Origin of the sequence: Streptomyces sp. NBC_01276, assembly GCF_041435355.1 — a bacterium.
Classification (GTDB): domain Bacteria; phylum Actinomycetota; class Actinomycetes; order Streptomycetales; family Streptomycetaceae; genus Streptomyces.
This window is the reverse complement of record NZ_CP108444.1, coordinates 121,751-142,074: the sequence shown is the minus strand read 5'-3', so window position 1 is coordinate 142,074 and position 20,324 is coordinate 121,751. Positions and strand designations below refer to the sequence as shown.

Here is a 20,324-nt window from a genome sequence, read left to right as displayed (position 1 = left end):
GACCGTGGAGGAACCCCATGCTGGACGAGCAGAAGCGCAAGGAGATCGTCGCGGAGTACTTCCGCAAGGTGAACGAGGGCGACATCGACGCCATCCTCACCCACTTCACCGAGGACGCCCGGATCGAGGACCCGGTCGGCCGCGAGCCCCGTGTCGGCCGCGCCGCGCAGCGCGAGTACTTCCACAGCAACGTCGCCGCCGAGGTCACCGTCGCCCCCGGCCACGCCTCCGTGGGCCAGGACGGCAAGCAGGTCGCCGTCCCGGTCGCCGCGACGATGACCAACATCCTCGACCCGAACCGCACCCGCACCAACATCAACGCGGTCGACGTCTTCACCATCAACGCCGACGGCCTGATCGAGGACATGCGCGTCTTCTGGGGCATGAGCGACATCGGCGTCTGAGCCACCCCACCGCGCCGCCGGCACCCCGGTGCCCCGGCGCACCCGACAGGCGATCACGACCGAGGAAAGGTACGGAGATGAGCACCCCCGACGAGCACAGCGACCTGTGGATCCGGCGATTCCACCCCGCGCCGGAAGCGCACCACCGCCTGGTGCTGCTGCCGCACGCCGGTGGCAGCGCCTCCTTCTTCTTCTCCCTCTCCAAGGAGCTGGCCGGGCACGCCGAGGTACTGGCGGTGCAGTACCCCGGCCGCCAGGACCGCCGCGCCGAACCGCCCCTGGACGACGTGGCCGCGCTGGTGGAGCAGATCCACCGCGCGCTCCAGCCCTGGACCGACAAGCCGCTGGTGCTGTTCGGGCACAGCATGGGAGCGGTGCTCTCCTTCGAACTCGCGCGGAGGTTCGAGCGCGAGGGGGCTCCGCTGCTCGGCCTGATCGCCTCCGGCCGGCGCTCCCCGACCGTCCGCCGCGAGGAGAACGTCCACACGCGCGGCGACGACGCGCTGATCGCCGAGATCCGGGCCCTGAGCGGCACCGACGCGGGCCTGCTCGCCGACGAGGAGCTGCTGCGCATGGTGCTCCCGGCGATCCGCAGCGACTACAAGGCCATCGAGACCTACCGCTACCGCCCGGACGGTCCCGGACCGGCCCTGAACTGCCCGATCAGCGTGCTCACCGGCGAGTCCGACCCGCGCGTCAGCGTCCCCGAGGCGGCGGAGTGGCGGGAGCTGACCGGCGGCGCGTTCGGCCTGCGCACCTTCCCCGGCGGGCACTTCTACCTCACCCCGCAGCAGGCCGGCGTGACCCGGGCGGTCGTCGAGGACCTCGCGGCCTTCACCTCGGTGCCCGCGGGGCGCTGAACCCCGCGCGCTGAACCCCGCGCGCTGAACCCCGCGCGCCGAACCCCGCGCGCCGGCGGCCGCCGCCGCGGCCACTGCCGTACCGAACGAGCGAACGAACGAACGAACCGAGACGGGTGTCCCCATGCAGACCAAGGTGCAGTTCAGCGCGGCGACGAGAAACCTCCTCGTCGCCCTCTACTCCCGGGCCCATGACGCCAAGTCGGGACGCCCGATCCTCAACGACCGCCTCGCGGTCCGGGCGGTCGAGTCCATCGAGGACTACGACGAGCTGAAGGTCCAGCTCAAGATGCGCGACGACGACGCGATCTCCCTCGCCATCCGCGGCAAGGAGGTGGACCGCTGGGTGCAGGACTTCCTCATCCGCAACCCGCGCTCCGTCGTCCTCCACCTCGGCGCCGGCCTCGACGGCCGCGTCTTCCGCATCGAGCCCTCCGACGACGTCGAGTGGTACGACCTGGACCTGCCGGAGATCGCGCAGATCTACCGCGACCTGTTCCCGGAGCGCGACCACCACCACGTCATCGGCGCCTCGGCCCTCGACCCCGACTGGCTGGACTCGATCCCCTCCGACCGCCCGGTGCTCGTCGTCGCCGAGGGCGTCCTCGTGTACTTCACCGAGGACCAGGTCCGTGACCTCATCACCCGGATCGTCGGCCGCTTCCCCAAGGGCGAGCTGCTGTTCGACGCCTACACCCCGTTCTCGGTGAAGGCGATGAACAAGCACTGGACGGTCAAGGCGACCGGCCAGCGCTTCATCTGGGGCCTGGAGGACCCGAAGACGCTGGAGCAGTGGGACCCGCGGATCGAGCACAAGCTGGAGTGGACCTTCACCGACTCCCCGTACGTGTCGCACATGCCGTGGACCTCCCGGATCATGTGCAAGATCATGAACGCGATCCCGGTGCTGCGGAAGTACAACCGCGTGATGCGCTACACCTTCTGACGGTCCGTGGGGCGCGCCCGGCACCGGCCGGCCGCGCCCCGCGGCGTCGCCCCGGCACACGGAAGGGGCCCGGGAGCCGACCGGCTCCCGGGCCCCTTCCGCGCACCCGCTCACAGCTCCGGGGCGATCACCGTTCCGGTCGCCACCTCGGTGAGGCGGATGGCCTCCACCGGGCAGTTCAGGGCCGCGTCCAGCAGCCCCGCGTCGGCGTCCGCGGTCCCGCACAGGGCCTCGGCGCGGCCCTCCACCAGCCGGAAGTACGCCGGCGCCGCGTGCACGCACATGCCCGTGCCCGTACACGCCGCCCGGTCCACGCTGATCTGCCAGCGCGTCTTCTCCAGGGTCTCGGTCGTCATGCTCGTCCTCTCCTGTCCTCGTCGTTACAGCGGTGCCGTCACCGGGTGCGCCGTCACCAGCGGACCGGCAGTTCCAGGGGCCCGCGCACCAGCAGGCTGGCCCGCCAGGCGATGGCGTCGTCCTCGATCCCCAGCTCCAGGGTGGGGAAGCGGTCCACCAGGGCCTTGACGGCCACCCCGAGCTCCATGCGCGCCAGCTGGGCCCCCACGCAGAAGTGGACCCCGTGCCCGAAGCCCATGTGGTGGTTGTCCTCACGGGTCAGGTCGAGCCGCTCCGGGTCGGCGAAGGCCGTCGCGTCGTGGTTGGCCGAGTGGATGTGGACGTACACGGCCTCGCCCTCGGCGATCGTGGTGCCGCCGATCTCCAGCTCCTCCGTGGCGATCATCGCCGCGTGGTGGCCGGTGCCGAGCGGGATGTAGCGCATCAGCTCGTCCACGGCCCGCGGCAGCAGCTCGGGCCGCTCGCGCAGCAGCGCCAGCTGGGCCGGGTGGCGCAGCAGCGTATACACGAAGTTGGTGATCTGGTTGGCGGTGGTCTCGTGGCCGCCGGCCAGCAGCACCACCGTCAGCGAGACCAGCTCCTGCTCGGTGAGCCGGTCGCCCTCGTCCCGGGCCTGGATCAGGGCGCTGAGCATGTCGTCCGAGGGACTGGTCCGGCGACGCGCGATCAGGTCCATGATGTAGAAGCACAACTCGTTGACGCGCGAGGTGAATTCGGCGTGCGGCAGGGTGTCGCCCTGCATCAGCGCGTCCGCGCCGCGCCGGAACACCTCCCGGTCCTCGTACGGGACGCCCAGCAGCTCGCAGATGACCCGGGTCGGCAGCGGCCACGAGTAGTGCGCCACCAGGTCGGCGGGGGACCCCTGGGACGCGAGGTTTCCGGCCAGTTCCGCGGCGATCTCCTCGACGCGCGGACGCAGTTGCTCGACGCGCCGCTTGGTGAACGCCTTGGTCAGCAGGCGGCGCAGGCGCGAGTGGTCCGGCGGGTCCATGTACATGATGCCCTCGGGGCCCACGAGCATCTTCTGGCGGCGCGGTACGTCCTTGTTCACCACGGCCGCGCGGCTCAGTCTCTGGTCCGCGAGGGCGGCCCGGACGTCCTCGTACCTGGTCACGAGCCAGGCGTCGCCGCCGTAGGGAAGGGTGATGCGGCTGACCGGTTCCTCCCGGCGGAGGTCGGCGAGGACCGGCTCGATGTCGAGGCCGCGGATGGGGGTGAAGGGGAAATTCCGCAGCGCGGTGATCATCCGGGGGTCGATGGTGACGGTAGACATGACGCTCCCTCATCTTTTCCGTGTGCCCTGCAACGGTCCGGATTGGCGAGGGGTGGGTCAACCCCTACCCGACACCCGTACGCACCCCTGAATCCGGTCACGGGCACGCCCTCACATTGCTCCGGAAAGCCGATCGGCGGAATGCTGATCCGGGCCGCAACCTGGCCGCGGTGCCGTCGTCTTCGGGAGTCGCACGGACGACGACTCCGATGAACACGACATCGTGAAAGGTGGTGTGCGGTGGCACCGAGCGAGAACGCGATCGCCGCAACAGGACTGATCAAGAACTTCGGGAAGTTCCGGGCACTCGACGGACTCGACCTGACCGTACGCACGGGCGAGGTGCACGGCTTCCTCGGCCCCAACGGGGCCGGCAAGTCCACCACCATCCGGGCCCTGCTGGGCCTGCTCAGGCTGGACGGCGGACAGGCCTCCCTGCTCGGCAAGGACCCCTGGGCCGACGCGGTGGACATCCACCGCCGGCTCGCCTACGTCCCCGGCGACGTGAGCCTGTGGCGCAACCTCTCCGGCGGCGAGGCCATCGACACCCTCGGCGCCCTGCGCGGAGGCATCGACCAGGACCGCCGGAACGAGCTGGTCGAACGCTTCCAGCTCGACCCGACCAAGAAGTGCCGCACCTACTCCAAGGGCAACCGGCAGAAGGTCGCCCTCGTGGCCGCCTTCGCCTCCGACGCCGAACTCCTCATCCTCGACGAGCCCACCAGCGGCCTCGACCCGCTGATGGAGGCCGTCTTCCAGGACAGCGTCAAGGAGGTCAAGCGGCAGGGCCGCACCGTCCTGCTCTCCAGCCACATCCTCGGCGAGGTCGAGGCCCTGTGCGACCGCGTCAGCATCATCCGCAAGGGCCGCACCGTCGAGACGGGCACCCTCACCGAGCTGCGCCACCTCACCCGCACCGCCCTCTCCGTCGAGTCCGAGCGCGCCGTCACCGGCGTCGAGGCGCTCGCGGGCGTCCACAACGTGCGCGCCGAGGGCCACCACGTCCGCTTCGACGTGGACAACGGCAACCTCGACACCGTGCTCTCGCACGTGGCCTCCTTCGGCGTCCGCGCGCTCACCAGCACCCCGCCCACCCTCGAAGAGCTCTTCCTGCGCCACTACGGCGACCACGTCGAGGAAGGCGGCGAGCAGCCGAGCGGACGGCGCGCCAAGGCGGGAGCGGGCGCGCGATGAGCGAGTACGCGAACACCCAGCCGCTGCTCAAGCTCGCGCTGCGCCGGGACCGCATCCAGCTGGCCGTCTGGCTCTACGGCACCGCGGCGCTCGCCTACAGCGCGGCGAGCAGCGTCGGCAAGACCTACGCCGACGAGGCCGCCCGCACCGACGCGGTCAAGCTGCTCACCGACAACCCGGCCCTGCTGCTCACCCGCGGCGCGCCCGTCGGCACCAGCGAGGGCGCGCTGGCCATGGTCCAGGTCCTGACGTTCCTGTGCGTCCTGGCCGGTCTGATGAACACCTTCGCCGTCGTGCGGCACACCCGCCAGAACGAGGAGAGCGGCCGCGCCGAACTCGTCGGGGCGGCTCCCGTGGGCCGCCAGGCGGGCCTCGCCGCGGCCCTGCTGCTGGCCCTCCAGGCCAACGTGGGGCTGTTCATCTTCCTCGGCATCGTGCTGCCGCTGGCCGGGCTGCCCATCGGCAGCTCGCTCGTGGCCGCCGCGGCCGTCGCCGCGACCGGACTCGCCTTCGCGGGCGTGGCCGCCATCACCGCCCAGCTGGCCGGTACCTCGCGGGGCGCCAACTCGCTGGCCGGCGCGGTGATCGCCGTCGCCTTCCTGGTCCGCGGCATCGCCGACGCGGGCGGAGAGGTCCAGGCGTCGGGCACCGTCGTGGAGAGCTCCTGGCTGTCCTGGCTGTCCCCGATCGGCTGGGCCCAGCAGGCCGGCCCGTTCGGCGAGGACCGGTGGTGGGTCCTCGTGCTCCCGCTGCTGTTCGCCGCCGTCACCGCGGCCGTCGCCGTACGCCTCTCCGCGCGCCGCGACCTCGGCGCCGGCGTGTTCGAGGACCGTCCGGGCCCGGCCGCCGCCGCTCCCGGGCTGCTCGGCGCGTACGGGCTGGCCCGGCGCCTGCACCGCGGCTCGCTGATCGGCTGGGCCGTCGGCGTCGCCGTGCTCGGGGCGGTGATCGGCGGCATGGGCAAGTCCGCCGGGGACGCCCTGAAGGACAACGCCGACCTCACCGAGACCCTCGGCAAGATCGGCGGCGGGGGCGGTGCCCCCGTGGACACCTTCTTCGCGTCGATGATGGTCATGGTCGGGGCGATCACGGCCGGCTTCGTCGTCCAGGCGCTGCTGCGGCTGCGCGCCGAGGAGACCTCCGGCCGGCTGGAGTCCCTGCTGGCCACCGCCGTCGGGCGGGGCCGCTGGGTGGCGAGCCACGTGGTCGTCGCCGTCGCGGGCTCGCTGGTCCTGCTGCTCGTCGCCGGACTGGCCGCGGGCCTCACCTACGGGGCCGCGGCGGGCGACGTCGGCGCGGGCGTGGCCGACCTGACCGGGGCGGCGCTGGTCCAGGCCCCCGCGGTGCTGGTCCTCGCCGGTGTCGTGGTGCTGGTGTTCGGCCTCGCGCCGGGCGCCTCCTCCGGCGCCGCGTGGGGCGCGCTCGCCCTCTGCCTGGTCGTCGGACAGCTCGGCGCCCTGCTGAAGCTGCCCCAGGCGGTGCGCGACGTCTCCCCGTTCAGCCACCTGCCGGCGCTGCCCGCGGTGGACGTACGGGTACTGCCGCTGCTGCTGCTGACCGCCGTGGCCGTGCTGCTCCTGTGGGCGGGCACCGCCCTGTTCGGGCGGCGCGACCTGGCCGCCTGAGCAGACGCCGTGACCCGGCGCACGAAGAGGCCGTCCGTACCGGAGCATCCCGGTGCGGACGGCCTCTTCGTACGGGCGCGGCGCCGTGTCACTCCTGCCCGGGGTCGAGCAGGGACAGGTCCGACTTCCCCCAGTACACCCACACCGCTTCGATCAGACCGTGCGAACCGGTCCGGAAGATGCTCGTGAGCGCGAATTTGATGCGCTTGCGGAACGGGTCCGCGGGCTTGTCCAGATAACCGTGCTTCGTCAGCGCGGGACCCAGCGGAAGGTAATTCATGTACACCGACACCGGAATGGCCACGTGCAGACCGTCCTGTGCGGCCACCGGAACACCGGCGACGTCCACCGTTTTCGCTTCCGCGGCCCGCTGGAAATGCACGCGCAATGCGTCGTGCCCGATCATGGGAACCGAACCGACCGGGTCCTCGAACCGTACGTCCTTCGTGTAGAGCTCCAGCATGTGGTCCACGTTGCCGCTGCTCATGCGACGGCAGTGCTCCAGCGCCAGTTCCTTGCGGGTCGCCTCGTCCAGCATCTCTTCCTCCCCTAAGCCGCGTCGACGAGGGAGACGTCGCTCGCCCCCCAGTAGGCCTTCATGTCCTCGATGAGCCCGTCGTCCCCGGCCCGGATCACCATCACGAAGCGGAACAGCATCCGCTGCCGCGCGGGATCGGCCGGAACCGGCAGTACGCCGTGCCGCGTCAGGATCGGCCCGAGCGGCAGGTAGTCCATCGTGGCGGCGACCGGAACGGCGGCGTGACGCCCGTCCTGGGCCGCCACCGGCGGACCCGGCACCTCCACCGTGTTGCCGGTCACCGCACCGGTCGCGTGCGCGCGCAGCGCCGCGTGGCCCTGCTGCGCCCCGGCGCCCACGGGGTCCTCGAAGCGGACGTCCGGCGAGTACAGCTTCAGCAGCCCCTCGACGTCCCCCGCGTTGACCCGGCGCGTGTGTTCCAGGATCAGGTCCTTCAGCGCCGCCTCGTCCAGCATGAATTCTTCTCCTTTCGGCAGGCCGGACCATCGTCGCGGCGAGCACCACGATCCCGCCATAGGCGCCTTGTTTGATAGGGGTTCGTAGGGGTTCAGGGCATTGTGGGCGAGTGCTAGCGTCGCGGGGATCGGGAATGCCTGCACCGGCTCCCGGGAATTCGAATTCGACGGTGCGCAATGCGTCTGACGGATGGAAGGGTCACGCTCTCATGACCGCAGAAACACGCGCAGTGGTAATCGGCGGCGGCCTCGCCGGGATGCTGGCGTCCGCGGTGCTCGCGCGGCACGTGGACCGCGTCACCGTGGTGGAACGGGACGTGTTCCCCGACGGGCCGGAGCTGCGCAAGGGCGTCCCCCAGGCACGGCACGCCCACCTCCTGTGGTCCGGCGGCGCCCGCGCCATCGAGTCCCTGCTGCCCGGCACCCTCAAGGAGCTGGCCGACGCGGGGGCCCACCGCCTCTACCTGCCGCGCGACATCGTCTGGTTCACCCCGTACGGCTGGCAGACCCGCTTCCCCGGCAGCCAGTTCATGATCACCGCCAGCCGCGCCCTGCTCGACTGGGTGGTCCGCGAGCAGGCGCTGAAGAACCCGCGGATCGAGGTGCTCCAGGAGACCGGAGTCACCGGCCTCCTCGGTTCCGCCGCCCGCGTCACCGGCGTCCGCCTGCGCGACGCCGCGGGCCGGGAGGGCGAGCTCGCCGCCGACTTCGTCGTCGACACCGGCGGCCGCCCCTCCCAGACCCTCAAGTGGCTTCCCGAGCTGGGCCTGCCGGAGGTCGAGGAGGACGTCGTCGACACCGGCATCGCCTACGCCACCCGCGTCTACCGGGCCCCCGCCGGCGCGGAGACCTTCCCCATGGTCAACGTCGCCGCCGCCCCCGGCACCGGCGAGCCCGGCCGCAACGGCGCCCTCGTCCCCATCGAGGGCGGCCGCTGGCTGGTCACCCTCGCGGGCACCCGCGGCGCCGAGCCGCCCACCGAGGACGAGGCGTTCATTCCCTTCGCGCGCGGCCTGCGCCACCCGGTCATCGCCGACCTGCTGGAACGCGCCGAACCCCTCGGCCCGGTCCAGGGATCCCGCTCCACCGTCAACCGCCGCCGCTACTACGAGCGCCTCGCCGCCTGGCCCGAGGGCCTCCTGGTGCTCGGCGACGCCCTCGCCGCCTTCAACCCCGTCTACGGACACGGCATGAGCTGCGCCGCCCTCAGCGCCCGCGCCCTGGACACCGCGCTGACCCGCGGCGGCCTGGGCGACGGCACCGCCGACGCCGCCCGGCACGCCGTCGCCAAGGTCGTCGACGACCCGTGGCTGCTCGCCACCACCCAGGACATCTGCTACCCCGGCACCCGCAACCACGCCAAGGACCCTCGGATCGCCCCGCGCCCGCAGGACGCCCAGCAGTTCGCCGACCTGCTCGGCACCGCCGCCCTCTACGACCCCGTGGTCAACGCGGCGGCCATGCAGGTCACCTCGCTCGCCGCGCCCGTGGCCAGCCTGGAGTCCCCGCACCTGGTCGCCGCCCTGCGCAAGGCCGGCGCGGCCGGCGCCTTCAGCGAACTCGACGGCCCTCCGTTCACCCCGGCCGAGCGGGCCCTCCTCGACGCCCCCGAGGACGCGTCCGCCCCGGCCCTCACCGGCGCCTGAGACCCGTCGTCGCGAGCGGCGACGACCGGGCGCCGCCCGCGACGACCGGGTGTACCACGCGTTCCGCTTCCCGTGCGCCACCACCCCCGAGAAGGGCGTGATCACGCCTCCGCATTTCCTGCCGGGCAACTAGTGACCGGCGCCGGACCCGCCAACTCCAGCGGGTCTCAAGGCATCGTTTGCTGCGGTTCGAGGCACAGCAATGCGGAGGGGGCGGACCATGAGGCTCAGGTGCAGGGACGACGTATGTGCGCAGCTCGAAGGCGCGCTGACGGCATGTACGTCCGGGACGGCGGGCCTCGTGCTCCTGGAAGGCGCGGTCGGCTGCGGGAAGACGGAGATGCTCCTGCACGTGGCCGAAACCGCCGAGCGGCTCGGCGCCCTGGTGCTGCGGGCCGCCGGTTCCACCCGGGAACGCGACGTCCCCCACGGCGTCCTGCGCCAGCTGACCGCGGGACTCCCCGACGACACCCTCCCGGCCGCGGCCGGTGGCCGGGAGCCGCTCACGGGCCGCGAGTTCATCGCGGCGCTGCGCACCGCCGCCGAGCGGACCCCCGTCGTCCTGTGCGTGGACGACCTCCACCACACCGACCCCGCGTCCCTCGAACGACTGCTGGACGTGGCCCGCGCCGTACGCGGCGAACGGCTCCTGCTGGTCCTGGCCGACGCGCCCCACGAGCACGCGGACAGCCCGCTCGCCCGCACCGAGTTCCTGCGCCACCCCGGCTTCGTCCGGATCCCGCTCGGACGGCTCGACGAGAGCGGCACCGCCGCCCTGCTGGAGGACCACACCGGCCGCCCCGCGACGGCCGAGGGCACCGCCTGGCTGTACGGCGCCACCGGCGGGAACCCGCTGCTGCTGCGCGCCCTGCTCAGCGAACGGCCCCGCTCCGTACGCGGCCCCGCCGACCGGTGGCCGGAACCCGCACCGGGCGGCCCCTTCACCCAGGCCGCGCTGACCTGCCTGCACCGCGACGGCGCGGACTCCCGCACCCTCGCCGTGGCCCTCGCCGCCCTCGGCGACGACGCCACCCCCGAACTGACGGCCCGGCTCGCCGGCACCGGCCCCACCGCGGCCGCCCGCGCGGCCGCCGCCCTGGAGGCCTCCGGGCTCACGGACGACGGGCGGCTGCGCCACCCCGCCGTCGCCGCCGCCGTCCTCGACGGCGTCTCCCGGCACGAACTCGCCCTGCTGCGCACCCGCGCCGCCCACGTCCTGCACGAGGCGGGCGCCCGGGCCGCCGCCGTCGCCCCGCACCTCCTCGCCGCCTCGGAGGCCGGAGCCGGATCCGAGGAGGCACCGCGCGGCGACTGGCCCGTCCGGGTCCTGCGCGAGGCCGCCCTCCAGGACCTGGTCGACGACGAGACCTGCGACCGGGCCGCCGCCTACCTGGAGCTCGCCCGCACCCTCTGCGCGGACGAGCAGACCGGCTGGGAGATCGGCCTCCAGCTGGCCGCGGTGACCTGGCGCAAGCACCCCGCCGCCGCCGAACGCCACCTCGACGGGCCGCTCGCGGCACTGCGCCGCGGCGGCCTCGGCCCCGCCGCGGCCGGCCGGCTCGCCCGGCTCCTCGTCGCGCAGGGCCGCATCGAGGACGCCGCCGAGGCCCTCGAACGCATGGCGGACCCGCGTACCGCCGCCCGTACCACCCGCGAGGACCCGCTGCGCGAACTCTTCGCGCTGCCCCCGGCCACGGCCCCCGCGGGCGCCCCGGCCGCCGGACCCGGCTCGCCCGGCGACCACCCGGGCAGCCCCTCCCGTACCGGCACCGCCGAACTGCGCTCCTCCGCCGCCCTGTGGACCCACCCCGACAGCGCCGGCGACGAACAGGCCGCCGAACGCCTCCTCAAGGGCACCCCGCTGGCCCACGCCACCTTCGACCCCATCGTCCAGGCCGTCCGCACCCTCGTGCACGCCGACCGCCCCGACCGGGCCGTCGTCTGGTGCCGGCGCCTGCAGACCGAGGCGCAGCCCGCCGACAACCCCGGCTGGCAGTCCGTGTTCGGGCTCGTGCACTCCGAGGCACTGCTGCGCCTGGGCGACCTCGCCGGCGCCGAGCGCGAGGCTTCCGCCGCCGTCGACGCCGTCGCCGACCGGGGCGGACTGTTCCTCTTCGGCCCCGTCGCCACCCTCGTCACCGCCCTCACCGCGATGGGCCGCTACGACGCCGTGGCGCGCCGCCTCCAGATGCCCGTCCCCGAAGAGCTCTTCTCCAGCGTCTACGCCCTCAACTACCTCAGGGCGCGCGGCTACTACTACCTGGCCACCCACCGCCACCGCGCCGCCCTCGGCGAGTTCCTCGACGCCGGCCGGCTCGCCCAGCGCTGGGGCCTGGACCGGCCGCGCCAGCTCCCCTGGCGCACCGACGCCGCCGAGGCCCTGCTGCGGCTCGGCGAGCACCGCCAGGCCGAACGCTTCGTCGTCGAGCAGCTCGCCACCTCCGGCGTGCGCAGCCCGCGCGTGCGCGGCGTCTCCCTGAGGCTGCGCGCGGCCACCTCCGAACTGCGCCAGCGCCCCAAACTGCTCACCCGGGCCGTCGACGAACTCAGCCGCTCCGGCGACCGGCTGGAACTGGCCAAGGCCCTCGCCGACCTCGGCCGCGCCCTGCTCCTGCTCGGCGAGGGCACCCGGGCCGGCATGGTCACCCGCCGGGCCTGGCACCTGGCCGCCGACTGCGGGGCCCTGCCGCTGTGCGAGCAGATCATGCCGGGCCAGACCGGGACCGAGCAGCGCCCCGCGCCCGTCCAGCGCACCGAGGAGTCCCCGGAGGCCGAGCAGCTCAGCGAGTCCGAGCGGCGGGTCGCGGCGCTGGCCGCGTACGGGTACACCAACCGGGAGATCTCCGCCAAGCTCTACGTCACCGTCAGCACCGTCGAGCAGCACCTCACCCGCGCCTACCGCAAGCTCGGCATCTCGCGCCGCCAGGACCTGCCCATGGACCTCCAGTTCGACAGCCTCGAAAGCGCCTTCCCCGGGGCGGGGGTCGCGTAGCGGCCGGCGGGCGAGTCCGCCCCGGCCCGGGTCCCGGCGCCCGGACTGGGGTGGCCAGGGGCCCCGGCAGGGGTGGGTCCCGGGCACGCGCCGCCGTAACGTCGGGCGCGACGCGTGCAAGCGAGCGATGTTGGGGGAACCGTGGTCCGTCGGCCTTGGGACGTGGAGTGCCCGGACGCACCCGTACGGCTGTTCTGCCTTCCGTGGGCCGGCGGCAGCGCGGTGACGTACCGGCGCGGCTGGCCGCAGGCGCTGGCCCCCGACGTCGACGTCCACGCCGTCGAACTGCCCGGCCGCGGAACCGAGTTCGGGGACCCGCCGCCGCGCCGCGTCGAGCCCCTGCTCGACGCGCTGATGACACGGGTCGTCCCGCTCGTCGACCGCCCGTACGCGGTCTTCGGCCACAGCATGGGCTCCATGCTCGGCCTGGAGCTCACCCGCCGGCTGGTCGCCGCCGGCCTGCCCGAGCCGATCCGGATGTTCGTGTCCGGCAGCGGCATGCCGGGCCGCCGCCCCCGCACCGGGGGCACCCCGCTGCACGAGCTCCCCGAGAACGAGTTCCGCGAGTGGCTGCGCACCACCGGCGGCACCCCCGCCGAGGTCTTCCGCAACCCCGAACTCCTGGACCTCGTATCCCCCCTGCTGCGCGCCGACTTCGAACTCTGCGACGCCTACCGCCACCGGCCCGCGCCTCCCTTCGGCTGCCCCGTCACCGCGATCGGCGGCGACGCCGACCCCTACGTGCCGGTCGACGCGCTCGCGGAGTGGGCCGAGATCACCACCGGCCCCTTCGACCGCCTGGTGCTGACCGGCGGCCACTTCGCCTTCCAGGACCACCTGGACCGGGTCCACGCCTTCGTCGCCGCAGCCCTGCGCAGCGCCGTACGCGGCCTCACCCACTGACCGGCGGCCGGCGGCGGCACAGGGGTGGACGGGGGACGGACAGGGGTGCCCGGAGCGGACGCAGGGGTGTCCGCGCCCGGATCAGGGGTGAGGACCGGGCCTGCGGTGATCCAGTCTTGGAAGGGGCCGTACGCGTCAGGAATGATGATCATCTCTTGATCGCACGTGCGCATCGGGATTCGGTACCAAGGGGAAACTGGTGATCATCAGTTGATGCGGGAGTTCGAGAACGCCGCCCGGCAGGCAGGCTTCGTCCTGGACGACGCCCAGCGACAGGCCGCCCTCAGGCTCGGTGAACTCGGCGCGGACGTCACGCGCAAACGGGGACTGTTCGGCCGCGGCGCCAAACCCCCGCGCGGGGTGTACCTGTGGGGGTCGGTCGGCCGCGGCAAGAGCTGGCTGACCACCACCCTGTACGAGGCCGTGCCCCTGCGGAACAAGCGACGGCTGCACTTCCACGACTTCTTCCGCGAGTTCCACGCCGCCTACCACCGCCACCAGGGCGACCGCCGGGTCACCGACCTCGCCGTCACCGAACTGCTGGGCGACTGCCGCTTCCTCGTCTTCGACGAGTTCCACGTCCACGACGCCGGTGACGCGATGCTGATCGGCCGCGTCCTGCGCTCGATCCTCGACCAGAGGATCACCCTGCTCACCACCTCCAACTACCCCCCGGCCGGACTGCTCCCCAACCCCGTCTTCCACGAGATGTTCCTGCCGACGATCAAGATGCTCGAAGAGACCATGGACGTCGTCGAGCTCGGCGGCGGACGGGACTACCGGGCCGAGTACGCGCCGGGCACCGCCCGCTCCGAGTTCGAACGAGGGGCCTACCTCTGGCCCGGCACCGAGGAGCAGCTCGCCGAACACGGCCTCGGCCTCCCGCGGGCCGGCGACCGGCAGCAGGTGGAGGTGACCGGTGGCCGCACCGTCCAGGCGCTGGCCGTCGACGACGAGCGGATCTGGTTCGACTTCCACGACCTGTGCGACCGGCCGAACTCGACCGGCGACTACCTCGCACTGACGGACCGCCACCCCGTCTGGGTGCTCTCCGGCCTGCCCCGCCTGGCCGGCGAGGACCGCGACGCGGCCCAGCGGTTCGCCAACCTCATCGACGTGCTCTGCGACCGGGACGTACGCCTCGTCCTCGTCGGAGAGGCACCGCTCGACGAGGTGCTGCGGGGGGAGTCCCTGCCGCTCGACGTCAACCGGACCGCGAGCCGCCTGTCGCTGCTGTCCGCCACGGCCGACTCCGACGTGCACTGAGCGGGGCCCGGACGGTGCGGAACGCGCGGCCCCCTCCGCAGCTGTTTCCGACATCAGACAACAAAGGGCAATGCCGATGGCGACCGAACAAGAACTCCGCGACTACCTGAAGCGCGCGACCGTCGAACTGCGCTCCGTCAAGCAGCAGCTCCACGATGCCGAGGAAGCGGGCCACGAGCCCATCGCCATCGTCGGGATGGGCTGCCGCTTCCCCGGCGGGGTGACCTCGCCGGAGGACCTGTGGCGGCTGCTCGACGGGGGAGTCGACGCGATCTCCCCCTTCCCCGCCGACCGCGGCTGGGACCTCGACGCGCTGTACGACCCGGACCCCGAACGGCCCGGGACCACGTACACCCGCGAGGGCGGGTTCATCGACCGCGTCGCCGAGTTCGACGCCGCGTTCTTCGGCATCAACCAGCGCGAGGCCCTCGCGATGGACCCCCAGCAGCGCCTCCTGATGGAGACCGCCTGGGAGGTCGTCGAACGGGCCGGGATCGACGCCGCCTCGCTGCGCGGCAGCCGCACCGGCGTGTTCCTCTCCGTGATGTACCACGACTACGCCAACCTCCTGGAAGGCCGGGAGAACCTGGCCGGCTACGTGATCAACGGCAGCGCCGGCAGCATCGCCTCGGGACGCATCGCCTACACCTTCGGCTTCGAGGGCCCCGCCCTCACCGTGGACACCGCCTGCTCCTCCTCGCTGGTGACCCTGCACCTGGCGGCCGAGTCGCTGCGCCGCGGCGAGTGCTCGCTGGCGATGACCGGCGGCGCGACGGTCATGTCCACCCCCGCCTCCTTCGTCGAGTTCAGCCGCCAGCGCTCGCTCGCCCCCGACGGCCGCTGCAAGCCCTTCTCCGCGCACGCCGACGGCACCGGCTGGTCCGAAGGAGTGGGCATGCTCCTCCTGGAACGGCTCTCCGACGCCCGCCGCAACGGCCACGAGGTCCTCGCCGTGATCCGCGGCTCCGCCGTCAACCAGGACGGCGCGAGCAACGGCCTGACCGCCCCCAACGGCCCCTCGCAGCAGCGGGTCATCGGGCAGGCCCTGGCCAACGCCCGGCTGACCGCCGACCAGGTCGACGCGGTCGAGGCCCACGGCACGGGCACCTCCCTCGGCGACCCGATCGAGGCGCAGTCGCTGCTGGCCACCTACGGCCAGGAGCGCCCGGCGGACCGGCCGCTGTGGCTGGGCTCCCTCAAGTCCAACATCGGCCACACCCAGGCCGCCGCCGGCGCCGGCGGGGTCATCAAGATGGTCATGGCCATGCGGCACGGCGTCCTGCCGAAGTCCCTGCACGCCACGGAGCCGACCCCGCACGTCGACTGGGCCTCCGGCGCGGTGGAACTGCTGGCCGAGGCTCGGCCGTGGCCCGAGACCGGACGCCCCCGACGCGCCGCCGTCTCCTCCTTCGGCATCAGCGGCACCAACGCCCACGCCATCCTGGAACAGGCACCCGCCCCCGGCCCGGCCCCCCTCCCCGCCGAGGCCCCCGCGGCCGGCGGCGAGGACACCGCCGCGCCCGCCGCCCTCCCCGCCGCCTTCGCCCCCGGCGCCGCCGCCACCGCCTGGCCGCTCTCGGGCCGCACCGCCCCGGCCCTGCGCGCACAGGCCGGGCGGCTGCGGGCCCTCGTCCGGGCCGACCCGCACCTCGACCCGTACGACGTGGGCGGCGCCCTGCTGCACGCCCGCTCGGCCTTCGAACACCGCGCGGTCCTCCTCGCCGACGGCCGCGACGGCTTCCTCGGCGGCCTGGACGCCCTGGCCTCGGACGCGGACGGGAACGCGGACGGGAACGCGGACGGGGACGCGGGCCGGCTCACCGCCGGCCGGCTCCCCGCCGGGCCGGTCACCGGCGTGGCCCGGTCCTCCGGCGTCCGGCCGGTGTTCGTCTTCCCCGGCCAGGGCTCGCAGTGGACCGGCATGGCCCTCGAACTCCTCGACACCTCCCCGGTCTTCGCCGCACGCGTCGAAGCCTGCGCGGCCGCGTTCGCCCCCCATCTGGACTGGTCGCTGACCGACGTCCTGCGGGCGGCGGACGGAGCGCCCTCCCTGGACCGGGTGGACGTCCTGCAGCCCGCCCTGTTCGCGGTGATGGTCTCCCTCGCCGAACTCTGGCGGGCCTGCGGCGTCGAACCGGCCGCCGTGGTCGGCCACAGCCAGGGCGAGGTCGCCGCGGCCGTCGTCGCCGGCGCGCTCTCCCTGGCCGACGGGGCCAGGATCGTCGCCCTGCGCAGCCAGGCCCTGCTCGAACTGTCGGGCACCAGCGCCATGGCCTCCGTCGCCCTGCCCGCGGACCGCGTCGAGGACCTGCTGCCCGCGTGGGACGGCAGGCTCTCCCTCGCCGCCGTCAACGGACCGACCTCCGCGGTCGTCGCGGGCGACCGCACGGCCCTGGACGAACTCCTGGAGAAGCTCACGGCCGACGGCGTCTGGGCCCGGCGGGTCCACGGCGTGGACACCCCGGGGCACTCGGCCCGCATCGAGGAGGTGCGCGAGCGGATGCTCGACGCCCTCGCCCCGGTCGCCCCCGCCGGATCCGCCGTCCCCTACTACTCCACCGTGACCGGCACCCTGCTGGAGACCGAGGAGCTGGACGCCGGCTACTGGTACCGCAACATGCGCCAGACCGTCCGGCTGGAACCGGCCGTCCGGGCCCTGGCCGCCGACGGCTACGCCCACTTCCTGGAGATCGGCCCGCACCCGGTGCTCGGCGTGGGGCTGGCCGAGACCCTCGAACAAGCCGGCACCGACGCCTTCCTGGGCGAGACCCTGCGCCGCGACTCCGGCGGCCCCGCCCGCTTCCTGACCTCGCTCGCCACCGCCCACGTCCACGGCGTCGACGTGGACTGGGCCGCGGCGCGCTCCGGCCGGCCGGCCCGGCCCGTCGACCTGCCCACGTACGCCTTCCAGCGCAGCCGGTACTGGCCGGAGGCCTTCGCCCCCGCCGGCGACGCCACCGCGCTCGGCCTCGGCTCCGCCGGACACCCCCTGCTCGGCGCCGCCGTCCCGCTGCCCGACACCGACGGCTTCCTCTTCACCACCCGCCTCTCGCGCACCTCCCACCCCTGGCTCGCCGACCACGCCCTGCTCGGCGACGCGCTCCTGCCGGGCACGGCCTTCCTGGAACTGGCCCTGCACGCCGGCCGCCGGCTCGGCTGCCCCCGGGTGGAGGAACTCGTCCTGGAGGCCCCGCTGCCGCTGCCCGAGCAGGGCGGTGTCCAGGTCCAGCTCACCGTCGGCGCACCGGACGACGCCGGCCGCCGGCCGGTGGCCGTGTACGCGCGCGGCGACGGCCCGGACGGCGGCGACGGCCCGGACGGCGACCCGGCCGGGGCCGGGCGGCCGTGGACCCGTCAGGCCGGCGGGCACCTCGCCCCGGACACCGCCCCCGCCACCGCCGGCTTCGGCGTGTGGCCGCCCGAGGGGGCGCACCCGGTCGACGTGACGGACCTCTACGACCGCTTCGCCGAGGCGGGCTTCGGGTACGGGCCCGTCTTCCGGGGGCTGCGCGCCGCGTGGCGCCGGGGCGACGAGGTCTTCGCCGAGGTCGGCCTCCCCGAGGACCAGCGGGACCCGGCCGGCCGCTTCGGCCTGCACCCCGCCCTCTCGGACTCCGCCCTGCACGCGATCCCGCTCGGCGCGCTGCCCGGCGGGGACGGCGGGGACGGCGGGGACGGCGGGATCGGCCAGGGGCGGATGCCCTTCTCCTGGCACGACGTGACCCTGCACGCCACCGGCGCCACGGCCCTGCGGGTCGCCCTCGCGCCCGCCGGCAACGACGCCGTCTCCCTCCAACTCGCCGACCAGACCGGCCTCCCGGTGGCCACCGTCGCCTCCCTGGTGCTGCGCCCGCTGACCCGCGACCGGCTCGCCGCCGCCCGCTCCCGGCACGCCGACGCGCTGTTCCGCCTCGACTGGACCCCGCTCCCGGCCGCGCAGGCGGCCCCCGGCGGCCCCTGGGCGGTGCTCGGCGGCGCCACCCCCGGCCCGGCGGCCGGCGCGCAGCGGATCGGGCACCTCGCGGAGCTCACCGCCGCCCCCGCGCTCGTACTGGCCTCGCCCGCAGCGGGCGCCCCCGACGTGCGCTCCGCTACCGCCGCCACCCTGGAACTGCTGCGGTCCTGGCTCGCCGACTCCCGCCTCGCGGACTCCCGCCTCGCCGTCGTCACCCGGGGCGCCGTGATGACGGGGGAGGCCGACGGGGCCCCGGACCTGGTCCAGGCCGCCGTGTGGGGCCTGGTGCGCTCGGCGCAGTCGGAGCACCCCGAGCGGTTCCTGCTGATCGACCTGGAGCCGGCCGCCGGGGACACCGCCGAGAGCGCGCTCGGAGCCGCCGACGAGAGCGCCCTGGGCCGGGCCGTGGCCTCCGCGGAACCCCAGACCGCGCTGCGCGGCGGTACGGTCCACGCCCCGCGCCTGGCCCGTACGACCACGAGCGCGACCGCCGCCACCGCGACGGACGCCGCCCCCGCACCGCGCGAGCCGCTCCTGGCACCCGGCGGTACCGTCCTGGTCACCGGCGGCACCGGAACCCTCGGCCGGGCCGTCGCCCGCCACCTGGTCACCGAACACGGCGTACGCCACCTCCTGCTGGCCTCCCGCTCCGGCGGCGCCGAGGACCTCGTCGCCGAACTGTCCGAGGCGGGCGCCTCGGTCACCGTCGCCGCCTGCGACACCGCCGACCGCGACGCCGTGGCCGCCCTCCTGGCCTCGGTCCCGGCGGCCCACCCGCTCACCGCCGTCATCCACACGGCGGGGGTCCTGGACGACGGTGTGATCGAGTCCCTCACCCCGGAGCGCTTCGACGCGGTCCTGCGCCCCAAGGCCGACGCGGCCGGGCACCTCCACGAACTCACCGCCGGCCTGGACCTGTCGGCGTTCGTCCTCTTCTCCTCCGCCGCGAGCCTGTTCGGCGCCCCCGGCCAGGGCAACTACGCGGCGGCCAACGCCTACGTCGACGCCCTCGCCCAGCACCGGCGCTCCCTCGGCCTGCCCGCCCAGTCCCTCGCCTGGGGCCTGTGGGCCGAACGCAGCGGCATGACCGGGCACCTCGACGGGGCCGGCATCGCCCGCATCGAGCGCGCGGGCGCCCAGGCCCTGACGACCGCCGAGGGCCTGGAACTCCTGGACGCCGCCCTCACCCGCGACGAGGCCGTGCTCGTGCCGATGCGGGTGGACCTCGCGGCGCTGCGCGCCCAGGCCGCGGCCGGCGAGAGCGTGCCGTCGCTGCTGCGCGCCCTGGTCCCCGTACCGGTGCGCCGGGCAGCGGCCGTCGAGGCGGCGCCGCCGACCTCCCTGGCGCAGCAGCTGGCGGGACTCCCGGAGAACGAGCGCACGCGGATCCTGTCCGACCTGGTGCGCGGCCACGCCGCCACCGTCCTCGGCCACGCCGGGCCGCAGGCCGTCGAGGCCGACCGGGGCTTCCTGGAACTGGGGCTGGACTCCCTCACCGCGGTCCAGCTCCGCAACCGCCTCGGCACCGCCACCGGGCTGCGCCTGCCCACCACCCTCGTCTTCGACTACCCGACGCCGGCCGCGCTCGCCGCCCACCTGCGCGGCCTGCTCGTCGTCGAGGAGGTCCGCCCGCCGGTGTTCGGCGAACTGGACCGGCTGGAGGGCACCCTGCGGGCGGTCGCCTCCGACGCGTCCGAGGACGTACGGGCGGACGTGTCCGCGCGCCTGAACGGCCTGCTGGCGCTCCTGGCGACGGCATCGCCCGCCGGGCCCGCGGACGGGACGGACGCGGACGGGGGCACCGGTGCCACCGCGGCCCTGGGCACCGCCTCCGCCGACGAGATCTTCGACTTCATCCGGGCGGAGTTCGGCAAGTAGGGACAAGCAGGAGGGCCTGCGCCGGGCGGAAC

General features: G+C 74.3%; 13 protein-coding genes and 1 pseudogene. 10 read left to right on the top strand and 4 right to left on the bottom strand.

The window, feature by feature from the left end:
- Positions 1-17: 17 nt before the first annotated feature.
- The 3 genes from OG295_RS40510 (at position 18) to OG295_RS40500 (ending at position 2,210) form a co-directional block, all read left to right on the top strand.
- Entirely contained in the window at positions 18-404 is a 387-nt protein-coding gene (locus OG295_RS40510; RefSeq protein WP_266844998.1) for a nuclear transport factor 2 family protein, read from the top strand.
- A 77-nt stretch (positions 405-481) separates the two neighbouring features.
- On the top strand, positions 482-1,264 hold the full coding sequence (locus tag OG295_RS40505; protein WP_331733131.1) for an alpha/beta fold hydrolase: 783 nt from the start codon (positions 482-484) through the stop codon (positions 1,262-1,264).
- 124 nt (positions 1,265-1,388) lie between these two features.
- Complete coding sequence (locus OG295_RS40500) at positions 1,389-2,210, top strand: class I SAM-dependent methyltransferase (RefSeq protein WP_266844997.1); 822 nt, start codon at positions 1,389-1,391, stop codon at positions 2,208-2,210.
- A gap of 110 nt (positions 2,211-2,320) precedes the next feature.
- On the opposite strand, the gene OG295_RS40495 is transcribed toward OG295_RS40500, so the two are convergent.
- Positions 2,321-2,566 (bottom strand): ferredoxin, encoded by a 246-nt coding sequence (locus tag OG295_RS40495; RefSeq protein ID WP_266844996.1) that lies wholly within the window; start codon positions 2,564-2,566, stop codon positions 2,321-2,323.
- Positions 2,567-2,619: 53 nt separating this feature from the next.
- Positions 2,620-3,840, bottom strand: a complete 1,221-nt coding sequence (locus OG295_RS40490; RefSeq protein WP_331733126.1) for a cytochrome P450 — start codon at positions 3,838-3,840, stop codon at positions 2,620-2,622.
- 240 nt (positions 3,841-4,080) lie between these two features.
- Here OG295_RS40490 and OG295_RS40485 point away from each other — a divergent pair, with 240 nt between their 5' ends.
- Entirely contained in the window at positions 4,081-5,034 is a 954-nt protein-coding gene (locus tag OG295_RS40485; protein WP_331733124.1) for an ABC transporter ATP-binding protein, read from the top strand.
- Positions 5,031-6,659: an anibiotic ABC transporter gene (locus OG295_RS40480; RefSeq protein WP_331733122.1), complete on the top strand. Its 1,629-nt coding sequence runs from the start codon at positions 5,031-5,033 to the stop codon at positions 6,657-6,659. The genes OG295_RS40485 and OG295_RS40480 overlap by 4 nt, the downstream gene beginning before the upstream one ends.
- An 88-nt stretch (positions 6,660-6,747) precedes the next feature.
- Here OG295_RS40480 and OG295_RS40475 read toward each other — a convergent pair whose 3' ends face one another.
- Positions 6,748-7,197: a nuclear transport factor 2 family protein gene (locus OG295_RS40475; RefSeq protein ID WP_266844992.1), complete on the bottom strand. Its 450-nt coding sequence runs from the start codon at positions 7,195-7,197 to the stop codon at positions 6,748-6,750.
- Between the two features lie 11 nt (positions 7,198-7,208).
- Complete coding sequence (locus OG295_RS40470; RefSeq protein WP_266844991.1) at positions 7,209-7,652, bottom strand: nuclear transport factor 2 family protein; 444 nt, start codon at positions 7,650-7,652, stop codon at positions 7,209-7,211.
- Positions 7,653-7,861: 209 nt separating this feature from the next.
- On the opposite strand from OG295_RS40470, the gene OG295_RS40465 reads away from it, so the two are divergent.
- The 5 genes and pseudogenes from OG295_RS40465 to OG295_RS40445 all read left to right on the top strand — a co-directional run.
- A complete protein-coding gene (locus tag OG295_RS40465; protein WP_331733114.1) occupies positions 7,862-9,298 on the top strand; it encodes an FAD-dependent monooxygenase in 1,437 nt (478 codons plus the stop codon).
- Between the two features lie 220 nt (positions 9,299-9,518).
- A complete protein-coding gene (locus tag OG295_RS40460) occupies positions 9,519-12,290 on the top strand; it encodes an AAA family ATPase (RefSeq protein ID WP_331733111.1) in 2,772 nt (923 codons plus the stop codon).
- A gap of 141 nt (positions 12,291-12,431) precedes the next feature.
- Positions 12,432-13,193, top strand: coding sequence for an alpha/beta fold hydrolase (locus tag OG295_RS40455; protein WP_331733108.1), 762 nt, complete (start codon positions 12,432-12,434; stop codon positions 13,191-13,193).
- A 213-nt stretch (positions 13,194-13,406) separates the two neighbouring features.
- Positions 13,407-14,459: a cell division protein ZapE gene (gene zapE, locus OG295_RS40450; RefSeq protein ID WP_331733103.1), complete on the top strand. Its 1,053-nt coding sequence runs from the start codon at positions 13,407-13,409 to the stop codon at positions 14,457-14,459.
- Between the two features lie 79 nt (positions 14,460-14,538).
- A pseudogene (locus OG295_RS40445) lies at positions 14,539-20,292 on the top strand (SDR family NAD(P)-dependent oxidoreductase); the annotation flags it as partial.
- Positions 20,293-20,324: the final 32 nt, after the last annotated feature.